13 protein-coding genes are annotated in these 16,028 nt (G+C 72.2%); 7 read left to right on the top strand and 6 right to left on the bottom strand.

Features of this window, described 5'->3' with window-relative positions; translation table 11 throughout:
* Nucleotides 1-17: 17 nt before the first annotated feature.
* From ABIA36_RS09845 to fdhD, 3 genes are read right to left on the bottom strand one after another with little or no spacing between them, the layout of a single operon-like run.
* Complete coding sequence (locus ABIA36_RS09845) at nt 18-1,625, bottom strand: alpha-amylase family glycosyl hydrolase (RefSeq protein WP_369962196.1); 1,608 nt, start codon at nt 1,623-1,625, stop codon at nt 18-20.
* 55 nt (nt 1,626-1,680) lie between these two features.
* Nucleotides 1,681-3,975 carry an FdhF/YdeP family oxidoreductase gene (locus ABIA36_RS09840; protein WP_369962195.1) on the bottom strand — a complete coding sequence of 765 codons (2,295 nt, stop codon included), beginning with the start codon at nt 3,973-3,975 and terminating at the stop codon, nt 1,681-1,683.
* A complete protein-coding gene (gene fdhD / locus ABIA36_RS09835; RefSeq protein WP_369962194.1) occupies nt 3,976-4,851 on the bottom strand; it encodes a formate dehydrogenase accessory sulfurtransferase FdhD in 876 nt (291 codons plus the stop codon).
* A gap of 99 nt (nt 4,852-4,950) precedes the next feature.
* Between fdhD and ABIA36_RS09830 the strand changes: the two genes are divergently transcribed.
* The 6 genes from ABIA36_RS09830 to ABIA36_RS09805 all read left to right on the top strand — a co-directional run bounded on the left by ABIA36_RS09830 (nt 4,951) and on the right by ABIA36_RS09805 (nt 11,241).
* A complete protein-coding gene (locus tag ABIA36_RS09830; RefSeq protein WP_369962193.1) occupies nt 4,951-6,126 on the top strand; it encodes a molybdopterin molybdotransferase MoeA in 1,176 nt (391 codons plus the stop codon).
* A gap of 142 nt (nt 6,127-6,268) precedes the next feature.
* A complete protein-coding gene (gene treS, locus ABIA36_RS09825) occupies nt 6,269-8,593 on the top strand; it encodes a maltose alpha-D-glucosyltransferase (RefSeq protein ID WP_369962192.1) in 2,325 nt (774 codons plus the stop codon).
* Between the two features lie 31 nt (nt 8,594-8,624).
* Entirely contained in the window at nt 8,625-9,017 is a 393-nt protein-coding gene (locus ABIA36_RS09820) for an ArsR/SmtB family transcription factor (RefSeq protein ID WP_369962191.1), read from the top strand.
* Nucleotides 9,014-10,132 (top strand): cation diffusion facilitator family transporter, encoded by a 1,119-nt coding sequence (locus tag ABIA36_RS09815; RefSeq protein ID WP_369962190.1) that lies wholly within the window; start codon nt 9,014-9,016, stop codon nt 10,130-10,132. Before ABIA36_RS09820 ends, ABIA36_RS09815 begins: the two co-directional genes overlap by 4 nt.
* Entirely contained in the window at nt 10,129-10,743 is a 615-nt protein-coding gene (locus tag ABIA36_RS09810; RefSeq protein WP_369962189.1) for a cation transporter, read from the top strand. Before ABIA36_RS09815 ends, ABIA36_RS09810 begins: the two co-directional genes overlap by 4 nt.
* Nucleotides 10,744-10,815: 72 nt before the next feature.
* Nucleotides 10,816-11,241: a hypothetical protein gene (locus ABIA36_RS09805; RefSeq protein ID WP_369962188.1), complete on the top strand. Its 426-nt coding sequence runs from the start codon at nt 10,816-10,818 to the stop codon at nt 11,239-11,241.
* 68 nt (nt 11,242-11,309) lie between these two features.
* Here ABIA36_RS09805 and mgtA read toward each other — a convergent pair whose 3' ends face one another.
* Both mgtA and ABIA36_RS09795 read right to left on the bottom strand, forming a co-directional pair.
* A complete protein-coding gene (gene mgtA / locus ABIA36_RS09800) occupies nt 11,310-13,946 on the bottom strand; it encodes a magnesium-translocating P-type ATPase (protein ID WP_369962187.1) in 2,637 nt (878 codons plus the stop codon).
* Between the two features lie 5 nt (nt 13,947-13,951).
* Nucleotides 13,952-14,860, bottom strand: a complete 909-nt coding sequence (locus ABIA36_RS09795) for a universal stress protein (RefSeq protein WP_369962186.1) — start codon at nt 14,858-14,860, stop codon at nt 13,952-13,954.
* Between the two features lie 124 nt (nt 14,861-14,984).
* Between ABIA36_RS09795 and ABIA36_RS09790 the strand changes: the two genes are divergently transcribed.
* Entirely contained in the window at nt 14,985-15,539 is a 555-nt protein-coding gene (locus ABIA36_RS09790) for a flavodoxin family protein (RefSeq protein WP_369962185.1), read from the top strand.
* Between the two features lie 27 nt (nt 15,540-15,566).
* On the opposite strand, the gene ABIA36_RS09785 is transcribed toward ABIA36_RS09790, so the two are convergent.
* Nucleotides 15,567-16,028 carry a universal stress protein gene (locus tag ABIA36_RS09785; RefSeq protein ID WP_369962184.1) on the bottom strand — a complete coding sequence of 154 codons (462 nt, stop codon included), beginning with the start codon at nt 16,026-16,028 and terminating at the stop codon, nt 15,567-15,569.

The following is a 16,028-nucleotide window of genomic DNA, read 5'->3' as shown; positions in this document are numbered from 1 at the left end:
GCCGATAGGGACCAAAGTCATGTGGCGCGCAGCCACGCGAACCCGTAGGGGGCGAGCGTGCCCCCGTGCGTGCCAGTGGCCCAGCCATCGGCCAGGAGGGCGGCGTGCTCGCCCCCGGCATCGACCGTCGCCTCCCGGCCCGACAGGTTGTGCAGGGTCAGGAGTCCGTCGCGGCGCAAGGCCAGCACGGCGGGATCGCCGACGTCCACGGTCGTCCAGCCCGCGGCCGCCGCGTGCGCCTCGCGCCGCACCCGCGCGAGGTCGCGGGCGAGCGACAGCAGCGAGCCGGGGTCGTCCTCCTGCGCCCGGGCGTTGACCGTGCGGAAGCCGAACGGGCCGTCCACCTGGGTGCCCAGCGTGAGCGGCGACTCGGCGGCCGTCGTGAAGCCGCCCCACGTCGAGTCGTCCCACTGCATCGTCGTGCGCGCGGCGCCGCGCCCCTCCACCGAGAGGTCGTCGCCCGGGCCCAGCTCGTGCCCGGCCAGCAGCAACGGCACGCCGGGGAGCGCGTGCAGGAGGCTCAGCGACATCCGCACCCGCTCGGCGGGCTGGAGCATCGGCGCCCAGCCGCGCCGGATGCCGCGACCGTAGATAATCGCGTCCTCGCTGCCCGCGAACGCCGCGAACACCTCCTGGCGCTCGTCGTCGCTCAGCAGCGACAGGTCGGCCTCGTCGGCGTTGCGCATGAAGTTGAGCCGGGAGTCGGCCGGGATGTTCTGGTCGAGCCGGGCGAGCGCGTCCACGATCGGCTGCGCCAGCCCGCGCGCGAGAGCAAGGAAGGTCGCGTTGCTCAGGCTGAAGTCGATGACCGCGTCGAAGCGGTCGTTCTCGATCAGCGCCGCCATCGCCTCCGGCGGCTCGGAGGCCTCCGCGACGAGGGCCACGTCGGGCCGGACCTCACGCAGCCGCGCCCGCAGCCGGTCGAAGAACACGCCGTCGTCCACGTCGGTGTCCGGCCGGCCCTTGCCCTGGACGAGCAGGAGCGCGGCGTCGATGCGGAAGCCGTCGACGCCGACGCCGAGCCAGAAGGTCAGCAGCCGGACGATCTCCTCGAAGACGTCGGGATCGGTGGCGTTGATGTCCGGCTGGAACGAATAGAACTGGTGGTGGTAGTACCGCCCGGCGCGCTCGTCGAAAGCCCAGACGCTCTCCTCCTCGCCGGGGAACATCGGATGGTCCCCCGGCTCGGTCGAGTCGTCGTCGCTCCAGACGAAGAACTTCCCGTCCCGCCCGCCGGTGTCCTCCCGCGCCGCGAGGAACCAGGGGTGCCGGTCGGAGGTGTGGTGCGGCACCGCGTCGATCAGCACCCGAATCCCGAGGTCGTGCGCCCGGGCGAGGAACGCGCGGAGGTCGTCCAGGTCGCCGAACCGCGGGTCGACGGCCAGGTGGTCGTCCACGTCGTAGCCGTTGTCCCGCCGCAGGCTCGGGTAGAACGGCAGCAGCCAGATCCAGGTGACGCCGAGCGACGCGACATACTCGAGACGCGCCATCGCGCCCGGGAGGTCGCCGAACCCGTCGCCGTCGCTGTCGGCGAAGCGCGACAGGTCGAGGCCGTAGACGAGCGCGCCGGGGTCGGCGGCCCAGCCTGCGGGGTTGTCGGGGGTGCGTTCTCGGGTGGGAGGCATGATCCACTGATACCCCTGTTTCCTCCATCCAGGGGCGTTTAGGTGCCCTTCGGCGTCAGGAGGCCACCGGCTCCAGCCGCACGATGACGGCCTTGGAGACCGGCGTGTTGCTCCCCGTCGCCGCACTCTGCAGCGGCACCAGCACGTTCGCCTCCGGGTAGTACGCCGCCGCGCACCCCCGCGCGGTCGGGTACGACACCACCCGGTAGTTCGGGAGGACGCGGTCGACCCCGTCGGACCACTCGCTGTGGATGTCGACCCGCTGGCCGTCGGTCAGTCCCAGCTCGACCAGGTCGTCCGGGTTCACGAAGACCACGTTGCGGCCGTTCTTGATGCCGCGGTAGCGGTCGTTGAGGCTGTAGATCGTCGTGTTGAACTGGTCGTGCGAGCGCAGCGTCTGCAGGATGAGCCGGCCCTCCGGGCGTTCCAGCGGCTCCAGCTCGTTGACGGTGATCATCGCCTTGCCGGTGGCGGTGTCGAAGCGGCGCTCGTCGCGCGGGCCGTTCGGGAGGACGAAGCCGCCCTTGCGGCGGACGTCCGCGTTGAACGTCGCGAACCCGGGGACGACCCGGCTGATGTGGTCGCGGATGACGTCGTATTCGGCCTCGAAGCCGGCCCAGTCGATCCCGTGCCTGTCGCCCAGCGTCGCCTGCGCGAGGCGGCAGACGATCGCCACCTCGGACAGCAGCCCGGGCGCGACGGGCGGGATCTTGCCGTGGGTCGCGTGCACCGCGCACACGCTGTCCTCCACCGACAGGAACTGCGGGCCGCCGGCCTGGAGGTCCACCTCGGTGCGGCCGAGGGTCGGCAGGATCAGCGCCTCCTCGCCGGTGACCACGTGCGAGCGGTTCAGCTTGGTCGAGACCTGCACGGTCAGTCCGGCGCCGCGCATCGCGGCCTCCGCTGCCGCGGTGTCCGAGATCGCAGCGACGAAGTTGCCGCCCATCGCGAAGAACACGTCGATGTCGCCGCGCTGGAGGCCTTCGAGGGTCTGCAGGGCGTCGAAGCCGTGCGCGCGCGGCGGGTCGAAGCCGAACTCGGCCTGGAGGGCGTCGAGGAACGTCGACGGCATCTGCTCCCAGATGCCCATCGTCCGGTCGCCCTGCACGTTGCTGTGGCCGCGGATCGGGGACGCGCCGGCGCCGGGCTTGCCGATGTTGCCGCGCAGCAGCAGGAGGGTGATGAGCTCCTTGAGCGTCGCGACCGCGTTCTTCTGCTGGGTGAGGCCCATCGCCCAGGTGATGATGACCCGGTCGGAGCGGATGTAGAGGTCGGCGAGGAGGTCGATCTCCTCCAGGGTCAGCCCGGTCGCCTCCAGCACGGTGAAGTCGTCGAGGGTCGCGATGTTCTCGCGGAACGCCTCCAGCCCGAGGGTGTGCGCGACGAGGAACTCATGGTCGAGCACGGTCCCGGGCGCGGCGTCCTCGGCCTCCAGCACCCGCTGCGAGACGGCCTGCAGCAGCGCCATGTCGCCGCCGGACCGGATCTGCAGGAAGTGGTCGGCGATCTGCGTGCCCTTGCCGATGATGCCGCGCGGCTTCTGCGGGTTCTTGTAGCGGATCAGCCCGGCCTCCGGCAGCGGGTTGACGGCGACGATGGTGGCGCCGTTGCGCTTGGCCTCCTCCAGCGCGGTCAGCATGCGCGGGTGGTTGGTGCCGGGGTTCTGGCCCATCACGATGATGAGGTCGGCCTTGCCGAAGTCGTCGTAGGCGATCGTGGACTTGCCGATGCCGATGGTCTCGCTGAGCGCGGTGCCGGTCGACTCGTGGCACATGTTCGAGCAGTCCGGGAGGTTGTTGGTGCCGAACGCGCGGGCGAAGAGCTGGTACACGAACGCCGTCTCGTTCGCCGTGCGGCCGCTGGTGTAGAACGCGGCCCGGTCGGGCGAGGCCAGGCCGTTCAGGCGGTCGGCGATCAGCGCGAAGGCCTCGTCCCAGCCGATCGGCTCGTAGTGATCGGCGCCGGCCGGCTTGTGGACGGGCTCCACCAGGCGGCCCTGCATCCCGAGCCAGTACTCCGACTTGTCGAGCAGGCTGGTCAGCGAGTTCTCGGCCCAGAAGCTGGTCGGGACCGTGATCGGGGTGGCCTCCCAGGTGACCGCCTTCGCGCCGTTCTCGCAGAACTCCAGGATGTTGCGGTCGCCCGGGTCGGGCCACGCGCAGCTCATGCAGTCGAAGCCGTTCTTCTGGTTGATCGCCGTCATCAGCTTGGCGGTCCGGGCCGGGCCCATGTCACGGATGGCGGGCTCCATCGAGTGCAGGATGGCGGGGACGCCGACGGCCCACTTCTTGTTGTGGCCGACCTCCAGGTCGGGGTACTCGTTGCCGGGGTTGACGTCGGTGTCGTGCATTCAGGCCATCGCTTTCTGTTCCGCGTCCGCCGACGCTGCGGCTTCCGTCACCACGATCCGCTCGACGCCCGAGTAGACCACCATCGAGGAGCCGCGCAGGAACCCGACCACGGTGAGCCCGAGCTCCCGGCCGAGGTCGACCGCGAGCGACGACGGCGCCGAGACCGCCGCCAGGATCGGGATGCCGGCCATCGACGCCTTCTGGACCAGCTCGAAGCTCGCGCGGCCCGACACCATCAGCACGGTGCCGCTCAAGGGGAGGCGGTCCTCCTTGAGGGCCCAGCCGACGACCTTGTCGACCGCGTTGTGCCGGCCGACGTCCTCCCGCAGGACGAGCAGCGCTCCGGTGGCGGCGTCGAACAGGGCCGCCGCGTGGAGGCCGCCGGTCTTCTCGAACATCGCCTGCCCCTCGCGCAGCAGGTCGGGCAAGGTGGTCAGCAGCTCGTCGCTCACCGTCACCCGGTCGGTGTCGACCGGGTACGCGGAGCGGGTGCGCACGGCGTCGATGCTCGCCTTGCCGCACAGGCCGCAGGAGCTGGTCATGTAGAAGTTGCGGTCGAGGCTCACGTCCGGCCGCGGCACGCCAGGAGCCAGCGTCACGTCGAGGACGTTGTAGGTGTTCTCGCCGTCGACCGTGTCTGACGCGCAGAAACGAATGGCGCTGAGCTGGTCGCCGCGCGAGATCACGCCCTCGGAGACGAGGAAGCCGGCGGCGAGGTCGAAGTCGCTCCCGGGCGTGCGCATGGTGATCGACAGCGGCGTGCCCGCCACCCGGATCTCCAGCGGCTCCTCGACGGCGAGCACGTCCTCCCGCCGGCTGCGTGACTCGCCGACGACGATGCGCGTGATCTGTTTTCGCGATGTCGTGCGACTCATGGTCCAGGCTTATCACGGCGTAGCGTGAGATCGGAACGGAATGCCCGCAGTGGGTCATTCGAATACTGCGGGAAGAGGATCGCGAATGGGCATGGCGCGATGACCGGGGCCGGCACGGTGACCGGGAATGGCGGACGGCCGTCCTGGCACGAGGCGCGTGCCATCGCCGCGGCGGCGGGGACGGCGCTGCCGCCCGAGAGCGTGCCGCTGCACGCCGCGACCGGGCGGCGGCTGGCGGCCGACCTCGTGACGCCGATCGACCTCCCGCACTTCGCGTCCGCGGCGATGGACGGCTGGATGGTCGCCGGCGACGGGCCGTGGACCCTGGTGGAGGGCCCGCCGAGCCGCGGTGAGGCGAGCCCGATCGTCACCGGCGCGCTGGTGCCGGCCGACGCGTTCGCGGTGCTGCGCAGCGAGAGCGGGGAGGTCGCGGGAGGGATGCTGCGCTCGACCGTCGCGGGCGAGCCGCGGCCGGGCCACCACATCCGCCGCCCCGGCACGGAGGCGCTGCGCGGGGAGCGGCTGATCGCCGCGGGGTCGCTGCTCAACCCGGCGCACGTCGCGCTCGGGGCTGCGACGGGCGCCGACGAGGTGCTCGTGGCGGCGGTCCCTCCGGTGGCCCTGGTGTTCACGGGCGACGAGGTCGTGACCTCCGGGGTGCCCGGGCCGGGGCGGGTGCGTGACAGTTTCGCCGTGCAGCTCCCCGCCCTGATCGGGATGCTGGGCGGCCGGGTGACCGGCTCGGCGCGCGTGCCCGACCGGCTCGAGGACACCGTAGCCGCACTGCGCGACGCCGACGCGGCGCTGATCGTGACGACCGGCGGCACCGGGACCTCGTCAGCCGACCACCTCCGCGACGCCCTCCGCGCATCGGGCGCGCGGCTGCTGGTCGACGGGGTGGCGATGCGGCCGGGCGGCCCGACGCGGATCGCGGAGCTGCCGGACGGCCGGCTCGTCGCCGCGCTCCCGGGCAATCCGCTCGCGGCGATGGTCGCGGCGATCACGCTCGTGGAACCGCTGCTCGCCGGGCTCGCTGGGCGCCCTCCGGAGCCGCTGCGGACGGTGCGCGGCGCGGCCGTGGACGGGCGCGCCGGGTCGACGGTGCTCGTGCCCTACGCCGAGGTCGACGGGCGCGCGGAGGTCGCCGCCTGGCGCGGCGCGGCCATGATGCGCGGGCTCGCCGGAGCCACGGGGATCCTCGTGGTCCCGCCGCGGGGCGTGCGGGACGGCGAGGACGCGCAGACCGTCCGCCTGCCGTGGCCCACCATGAGCTGACACCTCCCGCAGAGGGGTCGCAACACGCCGTCATCGGGTGGGCGTAGCGGCATGTTGCGACCCCTCTCAGGAGACGGATCGTGTGAGCACGTCATCTGTTCCCCAAGCTGGGATACGGTGGCAGTCGCCGGAAGGAGAGCAGATGGACGAGCCGATCGGGACCGCCCGCACGGACAGCACCGAGCCCGACACCACCGAACTCGAAGCCGGGGGTATCGAAGCCGACGGTTTCGAAGCCGACGGTCTCGAAACCGGGGAGCCGGAATCCCCCGAGACGGGGATCACCTACGACGAACAGCTCTACCCGGCCCGGCCGCGCCGGCTGCGGCCCCGCGCGAACCTGCGCGGCGGCTCGATCCGCCGCACCGTCTCCGACCCGCGCGCCGCGAACGGGCTGAACCCCGCCTACGTGCAGTGGCTGGTGCGCCAGTCGATGCTGAAGGACGCCGACGTGCTCAGCCGTCAGCTCTCCGGGTCGCCCAGTATGTGGCGCAACCCGTACGCGCGGCCGGACGCCCGCCGCGCGGTGTCGACCTCCGACGTCTGGTTCACCGCGTACCCGATCTCGCTCATCACCCGCAGGGACCAGAGCTTCCTCGCCGCGCTGGCCGACCCCGAGCTGTGGAGCGTGTTCGAGCAGATCGGCATCAACGGCGTGCACACCGGCCCGGTGAAGCGCGCCGGCGGCCTCCGCGGCTGGCAGGAGACCCCGAGCGTCGACGGTCACTTCGACCGGATCGGCACCCAGATCGACCCGATCTTCGGCGACGAGGAGACCTTCCAGCGGATGACCGACGTCGCCGAGGAGCACGGCGGCGTCGTCATCGACGACATCGTGCCGGGCCACACCGGCAAGGGCGCCGACTTCCGCCTCGCCGAGATGGCCTACAAGGACTACCCCGGCATCTACCACATGGTCGAGATCCCGCCGGAGGAGTGGCACCTGCTTCCGGAGGTGCCCGAGCACCGCGACTCGGTGAACCTCGACCTCGCGACGGAGGCCGCCCTCGCCGAGCGCGGCTACATCATCGGGGAGCTGCAGCGCGTCATCTTCTACGCGCCCGGCGTCAAGGAGACCAACTGGAGCGTCACCGCGCCGGTCGTCGGCGTCGACGGCGTCACCCGCCGCTGGGTCTACCTGCACTACTTCAAGGAGGGCCAGCCGTCGGTCAACTGGCTCGACCCGACGTTCTCCGGGATGCGGCTGGTCATCGGCGACGCCCTCCACTCGCTCGGCGACCTCGGCACGAGCGCGCTGCGACTGGACGCCAACGGCTTCCTCGGCGTCGAGAAGAGCGCGGAGGGCCTGCCGGCCTGGTCGGAGGGCCACCCGCTCTCGCACGCGGCCAACCACGTCATCGCCGGCATGGTCCGCAAGGTCGGCGGCTTCACGTTCCAGGAGCTCAACCTGACGGTCGAGGACATCCGCGACACCGGCGCGGTCGGCGCGGACCTGTCCTACGACTTCATCAACCGGCCCGCCTACCACCACGCCCTCGCGACCGGTGACACCGAGTTCCTGCGGCTGACGCTGCGCACCTCCCTGGAGCTCGGGGTCGAGCCCGCGAGCCTGGTGCACGGCCTCCAGAACCACGACGAGCTGACCTACGAGCTGGTGCACTGGGCGACGCTCCACAAGAACGACCTGTACCCGTTCCGGTACGAGGAGGTGCCCGGCGGCGAGCTGGCCGAGCTGATCCGGTCGGAGCTGGTGGAGAAGCTCACCGCGCCGACCGCCGACTACAACCTGGTGTTCACCACGAACGGGATCGCCTGCACCACGGCCTCCCTCATCGCCGCGACGCAGGGGCACGCGACGCTCGACTCCATCACCGAGGCCGACATCCCGGCGATCCGCGACGCGCACCTGCTGCTCGCCGCGTTCAACGCCTGGCAGCCGGGTGTCTTCGCACTGTCGGGCTGGGACCTGCTCGGCGCGCTCACGCTCCCCCGCGAGCAGGTCGCCGACCTGATCGCCGACGGCGACACCCGCTGGATCGAGCGCGGCGCCCACGACCTGCTGGGCGTGGCGCCCGAGGAGGAGCGTTCGGCGTCCGGGATGCCGCGGGCGCGCTCGCTGTACGGCACGCTGCCGGAGCAGCTCGCCCGCCCCGACTCGTTCGCCAGCGGGCTGCGCGACCTGCTGCGCATCCGCTCCCGCTACGGGATCGCGACCGCGCGGCAGGTGGACGTGCCGGACGTCGCGCACCCGGGGATGCTGGTGCTGGTGCACGAGCTGGAGACGCTGGACGAGCAGGGCCTCCCGATCGTGCAGCTCTCGGTGCTGAACATGAGCGCCGAGGCGGTCGACGGCACCGTCCGCTCGGACGCGCTGCCGCTCGGCGCGACAGTCATCGACGCGGGCGACGACACCGAGCTCACGACGGTCGACAACCTCAGCAGCTTCCCGCTGAGCATCGGGCCGTACGGGGTGCGGTTCCTGGTGCTGCGACGGGCGGAGGCCTGACCCGCCTCGCGCGGTGTGCTTTAATCTGCGTATGCATGCAGATAAGCCGATATGCGGACGGCTCCCCGACAGCCAGTTCGTCGAGCTCGCGGTCGAGGTGTTCGGGATGCTCGCCGACGCCACCCGGGTACGGATCGTCCTCGCCCTTCGCGACGCCGGCGAGCTGTCGGTGAACCACCTCGCGGACATCCTCGACAAGCAGCCGGCGGCGGTCTCCCAGCACCTCGCGAAGCTGCGGCTCGCCCGGATCGTCTCGACCCGGCAGGACGGCCAGCGGGTGTTCTACCGGCTGGAGAACGAGCACGCGAGCCGGCTCGTCACCGACGCGATCTTCCAGGCGGAGCACTCCCTCGGCGGCACGCCGCGCCACCACCACACGGAGGCGTCCGCCACGGACGCGTCGACCGAGGAGGCGTCGGCATGAGCAGCGGGACGCAGGCGGGGCACGGGCACCCGCACGAGCACGAGCACGAGCACGAGCACCCGCACGAGCACGAGCACGAGCACGAGCACGACCACGGCCACTCGCACGAGCACGACCATGGGCACGACCACTCGCACGGGCATGACCACGACCACGAGCACCACCACCCGACCGGCTTCAAGGGCTTCCTTTACGGCCTCTTCGTCCCGCACTCGCACGACGCCGCCGACTCCATCGACGACGCGCTGGAGGCCAGCACCGAGGGCGTCCGCGCCCTGAAGATCAGCCTGTTCGTGCTGCTCGGCACCACGCTGCTGCAGGCGATCATCGTCGCGCTCAGCGGATCGGTCGCGCTGCTCGCCGACACCGTCCACAACTTCTCCGACGCGCTCACGGCCGTGCCGCTCTGGGTGGCGTTCGTGCTCGGCCGGCGCGTCGCCTCCCGCCGCTACACGTACGGCTACGGCCGCGCGGAGGACCTCGCCGGTCTGTTCATCATCGCCGTCGTCGCCCTGTCCGCGGTCGTGGCGGCCTGGCAGTCCATCGACCGGTTCTTCCACCCGCACCCGCTGCAGAACCTCGGCTGGGTCGTCGTCGCCGGCCTGATCGGCTTCGCCGGCAACGAGGCGGTCGCGATCTACCGCATCCGCGTCGGCCAGCGGATCGGGTCCGCGGCGCTCGTCGCCGACGGCGTTCACGCGCGCATCGACGGTTTCACCTCGCTCGCCGTGGTGATCGGCGCCGTCGGCGTCATGCTCGGCTTCCCGCTCGCCGACCCGATCGTCGGCCTCCTCATCTCCGCCGCCATCATCGTGCTGCTCTGGGGCACGGTCCGCAGCATCGGCCGCCGCCTCCTCGACGGCATCGAGCCGGAGCTCGTCGGCCGCCTGGAGCACGCGCTCGAAGACACGCCGGGCGTGACCGCGGTGCCGCGGGTGCAGCTCCGCTGGGTCGGCCACCGGCTGCACGGCAGCGCCCGGCTGACCGTCGACGCCGCGACGCTGGCCGACGCCCAGCGGATCACCGAGGCGGCCAGGGCCCACGCGATTGCGCACCTCCGCAACCTGGACGACCTGAGCCTCGAGCTCGTCCCCGCCGCAGAGCCCGCACGATGACGGACGCCCGGCTCGACACCGCGACCCGCCGCGGCCTGACCCGCTTCGGCATCGGACTGGAGGCCGTCACCCTCGGCTGGAACGTCGTCGGCGTGATCGTGCTCGCCGTCCTCGCCTACACGAGCGCGTCGGTCGCCCTGCTCGGCTTCGGCCTGGACAGCCTGATCGAGATCTTCGCCAGCATCGTGGTGATCTGGGAACTGACCGGCGTCGGCGAGCGCCGCCAGCGGTTGGCGCTGCGGCTGATCGGCGTCGCGTTCATCCTCCTGGCCGCCTACCTCCTCGTCCAGGCGGTCGTCGCGCTGCTCGCCGGCCACCGCGCCGCCCCCACGCCCGGAGGGGCGGCCTGGACGGCCGTGACCGCGCTCGTGATGTTCGCCCTCGCCTTCGGCAAGGCCCGCACCGGCCGGCGCCTCGGCAACCCCGTGCTCATCACGGAGGGCAGGGTGACCCTGGTGGACGGCATCCTCGCGACCGCCGTCCTGGTCGGCATCGTGCTCGACGGACTGTTCGGCTGGTGGTGGGCGGACCCGGTGGCCGGGCTGGTGATCGTCGCGTACGCGGTGCGCGAGGCGGTGGAGATCTTCCGGGGCGGGGAGGACGCGGAGTGAGCTGAGGGCCTTTCGACCCTCCTCCCCGACGGCGCGACGAGCGAGGCTCGACGGGTAAGCATCGGAGGAACCATGCCCCGTTGGACCCGCATCACCCTGACCGTCCTCACCGCCCTGGTCGGACTCACCGCGGTCGCCGGCGGCGCCGCACTGATCTTCGGAGCGGTCGCCTCGTCGACTCTCGGCGGGGCCGTCCCCGACCGTTCCTTCCTCGACGGGAGCCCGTTCACCTCCTACCTGGCTCCTGGCCTGGTGCTGGCGGTGGTCGTCGGCGGAACCCAGCTCCTGGCCGCCGTGCTCGTCGGGCGCGACTCCCGGTCCGGACCTGTCGCCGCGGCCGTCGCCGGTTTCGGGCTCCTGATCTGGATCTTCGTGCAGATGATGTTCATCCCGTTCAGCCTGCTCCAGCTCGCGTACTTCGCCGCCGGGCTCGCGGAGCTCGGGCTGGTGCTGCTCAGTCTGGGGCTCCTCCGCCGGGACCGGGCCGTGGCGCCGTGAAGTCCTGACCACGACCCTCCGGTTGCCCGGCGGGGCCGACACCTCGGGAAGGGGGCTGCGGGACGCCCTCAGGCCGTCGCTCGCGGGGAGCGGGTGGTGAACCGCGCGGCCCGCCGCGCCACCCGGTGCGGGTACGCGCGGCGGCGCACCGCCGGAGCCCGCGGGACGCTCAGCCGCGCGTAGTACCAGACCTTCGTCAGCTCCACCAGGATCAGGTACACCAGCACCAGCCCGACCAGCGCGAGGAAGAACAGCGCGGGCAGCGGCGTGAAGCCGAGCAGGCCCGCCAGCGGCGAGTAGGGCAGCCACGCTCCCACTGCCACCACCGCGAGCACCGAGACGGCGAGCGGGAGGGAGGCGCGGCTGCGCAGGAACGGCACCCGTCGCGTCCGGATGACGAACACGATCAGCGTCTGCGTCGCGATCGACTCGATGAACCAGCCGGAGCGGAACTCGGGCGCGGCCGCAGTGAACGCGAAGATCATCAGTCCGAACGTGGCGAAGTCGAACAGCGAGCTGATCGGGCCGAACAGCAGCATGAAGCGGCGGATCGCGCCGATGTCCCAGTGCGACGGCACCCGGAGCTGCTCCGCGTCCACGTTGTCGCTCGGGATGGCGAGTTGGCTGGAGTCGTAGAGGAGGTTGTTGAGCAGGATCTGGCCCGGCAGCATCGGCAGGAACGGCAGGATCACCGAAGCGATCGAGGCGCTGAACATGTTGCCGAAGTTGCTGGAGGTCCCCATCAGGACGTACTTGATCGTGTTCGCGAAGATCCGGCGGCCCTCCGTCACGCCGTCGGCGAGCACGTCGAGGTCCTTGTCCAACAGCAGCACGTCGGCGGCGTCCTTCGCCACGTCCACGGCCGAGTCCACCGAGATGCCGATGTCGGCGCTGTGCAGGGCCAGGGCGTCGTTGACGCCGTCGCCGAGGAAGCCGACCGCGCGTCCCTTCTCGCGCAGCGCGCGGATGATGCGCGCCTTCTGCTCGGGCGAGACGCGGGCGAAGATCGTGGCGGCGCGGGCGGACTCCGCGAGCTGCGCGTCGTCGAGGGCGTCGACCGCGTCGCCGGTCAACGTGCCCGCGGCGGGCATCCCGAGCTCGGCGCAGACGCGCTCCGCCACGGCCGCGCTGTCGCCGGTGGCGATCTTCACCCCGACGCCGAGGTCCGTGAGCCGTTGCAGGGACGCGCGAGCGTCCGGCTTCACACCGTCCACGAACGCCAGGAAGCCGCGCAGGGTCAGGCCGGTCTCGTCGCGGAGGGTCGGCTCGGTCAGGTCACCGGCCGCCCTCGTGGCAACGGCGATGACGCGCGAGCCCGCCGCGTAGAGCCGCGACAGCGTCTCGGCCGCCGCCGGGTCCACCTCCGCGCAGAGGGGGAGGACGGATTCCGGCGCGCCCTTCACCACGACGATCGGCTCGGAGCCGGTCGCGGCGACCAGGGCACCGGCCATGCGCCGCTCGTGGTCGAACGGGACGGCGTCCAGCCTCCGGTACGCCGAGACCGGCGCGGCTGCCGCCTCGGCGCTCTCCCAGAGAGCCGCGTCCAGCGCGTTCAGACCGACCGTCTGGGGTGCGGCCGGGTCGGTGTCGGTGGAGAGGAGGCCGAGCAGCAGAACCTCGTCGGCCTCCACATGGTCCAGAGGCACCGGGCGGTCGAAGACGATCCGGCCGGTGGTGAGCGTGCCCGTCTTGTCCGTGACCAGGAGGTCGAGGTCGCCCAGGTCCTCGATGCAGACCATCCGCTTCACCAGCACACGCCGTCGCGCGAGCGCGCGCGAGCCGGCGGCGAGGCTGGTGCTGACCACGGCGGGCAGCAACTGGGGGGTGATACCCACCGCGATGGCCAGCGAGAACAGCAGGGACTCGATGAGCGGCCGGCCGAGCAGCAGAGCCGCCACGAAGATCAGCGTCGTCAGGATGATCGCGACCAGCAGCAGGAAGGTGGAGAACTGGCCGAGGCCGCGTTGGAACTCAGTCTGCGGCTGCTGCGCGCCGAGGCCCACGGCGATCCGGCCGAACTCGGTCGTCCCGCCGGTCGCGACCACGACGCCGACACCGCCTCCGGCGTGGACGACCGTGCCCATGAGTGCGCAGCAGGAGAGGTCGCCGACACCGGCGCCCTCCGGCACCGGGTCGACCGACTTGGCCGCCGCGTGCGCCTCGCCCGTCACGATGCTCTCGTCGCACTCCAAGCCGTTCGCCTCGATGAGCCGCAGGTCGGCGGGGACGACGGTGCCCACGGAGAGCATCACGACGTCACCGGGGACGAGCTCCGTGACGTCGACGCTCCGGCGCGTGCCGCCGCGCAGCACGATCGAGGTGTGCCGCAGCCGGTCGTGGAGGGCGTCGGCCGCCTGCTCGGCGCGGAACTCGTTCACGAAGCCGAGCCCGACGCTGACGACGAGGATGACGGCGATGATGACGGCCTCCGTCCCCTGGCCGACGAACGCGGAGACGATGGCGGTGGCGAACAGCAGGATGAGGATCGGGCTGCGCACCTGACGGCCGAGGACGCGCCACGGGCGCGCGCGGTGCCCGCGGACCGCGTTCGGGCCGACGCGCGCGAGCCGTGCGGCGGCCTCGGCGTCGCTCAGCCCGGCCATCGAGGTCGCCTGGCCCGCAAGCGCGGTCGCCGCGTCCCGGGACGCGGCGACTCTGACCGGGCTCAGCGGAGCGGCAGCGACGACCGCGGCCCTGCCTGGCACCCCGCTCATTCGCCCTCGCGGTGCGCTCGCACGATCACGACGGGCACGCGCACGTTCAGCAGCACATCGTGGCCGACCGAGCCGAGCATGACGCGTTTGGCGCCGTGGCGGTCGCGGGTTCCCACGACCAGCATCCTGTGGCCGTCCGCCGCCTCGACCAGGCCTCGGGCGGGTGGCGCCTCGATCGCGTCGGCGCGGACGTCGACGTCGGGGCGGAGTTCCCTCGCGCGGCGCCCGGCCTCGTCGAGGACGCGCCGCCTCCGGTCGTCGAGGGTCACTTCGGGCACGAACCCCGCGAGCAGCGGGTTGGCGGTGTACCCGACGCAGACGATGCGCAGCGGGTCGCCGGCGGCCGCGGCCTCCCCCGCCGCGAACACGACCGCCGCCTCCGACGGCCGCTTGCCGTCCACCCCGACCACGACCCCGGTTCCGGAGCCGGTCCAGCCGTGCGGGACCACGGCCACGGAGCAGGCCGCGGTCGACGCCACGCGGAGGTGCAGCGAGCCGGCGAAGCCGTGGTCGCGCTCCGAGCGCGAGCGGGCGCCCAGCACAAGGAGGTCGGCGTCGCGGGAGGCCGACGTCAGCTCGGCGCCGACGTGGCCGTACAGGTACCGCGTCCCCACCTCAAGGCCGGGACGCCGCAGCGGCGCGGGCTCGGGACCGGTCAGCGCGGGCACCCGCGTGGAGGCCGCCTCGGCTATGCGGAGCGCGGCCTCCCGTTCCGTCGCCAGCAGGGACTTCGCCGCGAGGACGAGCAGGTCGCCCGGGCCGTCCGCGTCGTCGCCCCAGGAGTGCTCCAGCACGAAGACCAACTCCAACCGGGAGCCGTCGCGGACCGCCCGTCGCACCGCCCACTCCAGCGGGGCCCGGTGCTCGGCATGCCCGTCGACCCCCACCATGATCGTCTCGGTCATCGCATCCTCCCGCCCGATCGGAACGGGTCGAGTCTCGCAACCCGGGCTGCGTCCGCCCAGTGCCGAAAGTCCCACGTGACCTTCGGCCTTGCACGACGCACACGACCGGCGCGAAGGTGACGGGATGAACGACACCGCACCGGCCGCCCGCGCGGCCATCGTCTACGAGTCCATGTTCGGCAGCACCCGCCGGGTCGCCGAGGCCATCGCGGAGGGGTTGCAACCCTTCGCGTCGGTGATCGTCGTCAAAGTGAAGGACGCGCCGGAGGCCTTCCCGGACGTCGACCTCCTGCTCGTCGGCGCGCCCACGCACGTGCACTCCCTGAGCCGGGCGTCCACCCGGGTGGAGGCGGCGAAGTGGGGCGACGACCCCGAGCGCCGGCTCACCCTCGAGCCCGACGCCGAGGGCATCGGCGTGCGCGAATGGCTGGAGACGTGCGGCGACCTGCCTGAGCGGTTCGCCGCGTTCGACACGCGCGCCGACATGACGGAGCTCTTCAGCGGCTCGGCGGCCGTCGCGATCGACAAGCGGCTGTGCAGGCTCGGGTCCCATCGCCTAGTCGAGAAGCACAGCTTCCTCGTCGACAAGGACAGCGCGCTGGAGGCCGGGCAGCTCGACGACGCCCGCGAGTGGGGCCGGACGATCGGCGCGGCGCTGCGGACGACGGCCGCCGTCTGACGGCGCGGTCCGAGGGCTCGTTTCCGCTCACGACCCGTGGATCACGAGCACCGGGCAGTCCGCGTGCTCGACCACCGACCGCGACACCGAGCCCAGCAGCAGACCGGTGAACCCGCCGAGCCCGCGGCTGCCCACTATCAGCATCTCGGCGTCCTCCGCCTCCGCGATCAGTTGGCGCGCGGCCGACCCGGAGCGGATGACGGAGGAGTACCAGGACGGCACCGCGTCGCCGAAGACCTCGCGCGCCGCGTCGTCGGCGATGGTGTGCGCGTCCCGTTCCGGGTCCCAGCCGCCCATCACGTAGCCGGGCCACGACGGCGGATACTCCCACACCGTCACGCCGACCAGTCCGCACCCCAGCCGCTCGGCCATCCGGGCGCCCCGGCGCAGCGCGGACAGCGACTCCGCCGAGCCGTCGACGCCGACGACGATGCGGCCGCCGGGGTGGATGCGATCCCCCGACTCTTCGGGGAGAGGCGCGTCGCTCAT

Source organism: Leifsonia sp. EB34 (assembly GCF_041260585.1).
Classification (GTDB): Bacteria; Actinomycetota; Actinomycetes; order Actinomycetales; family Microbacteriaceae; genus Leifsonia.
This window is presented reverse-complemented; position numbering and strand designations above follow the sequence as displayed.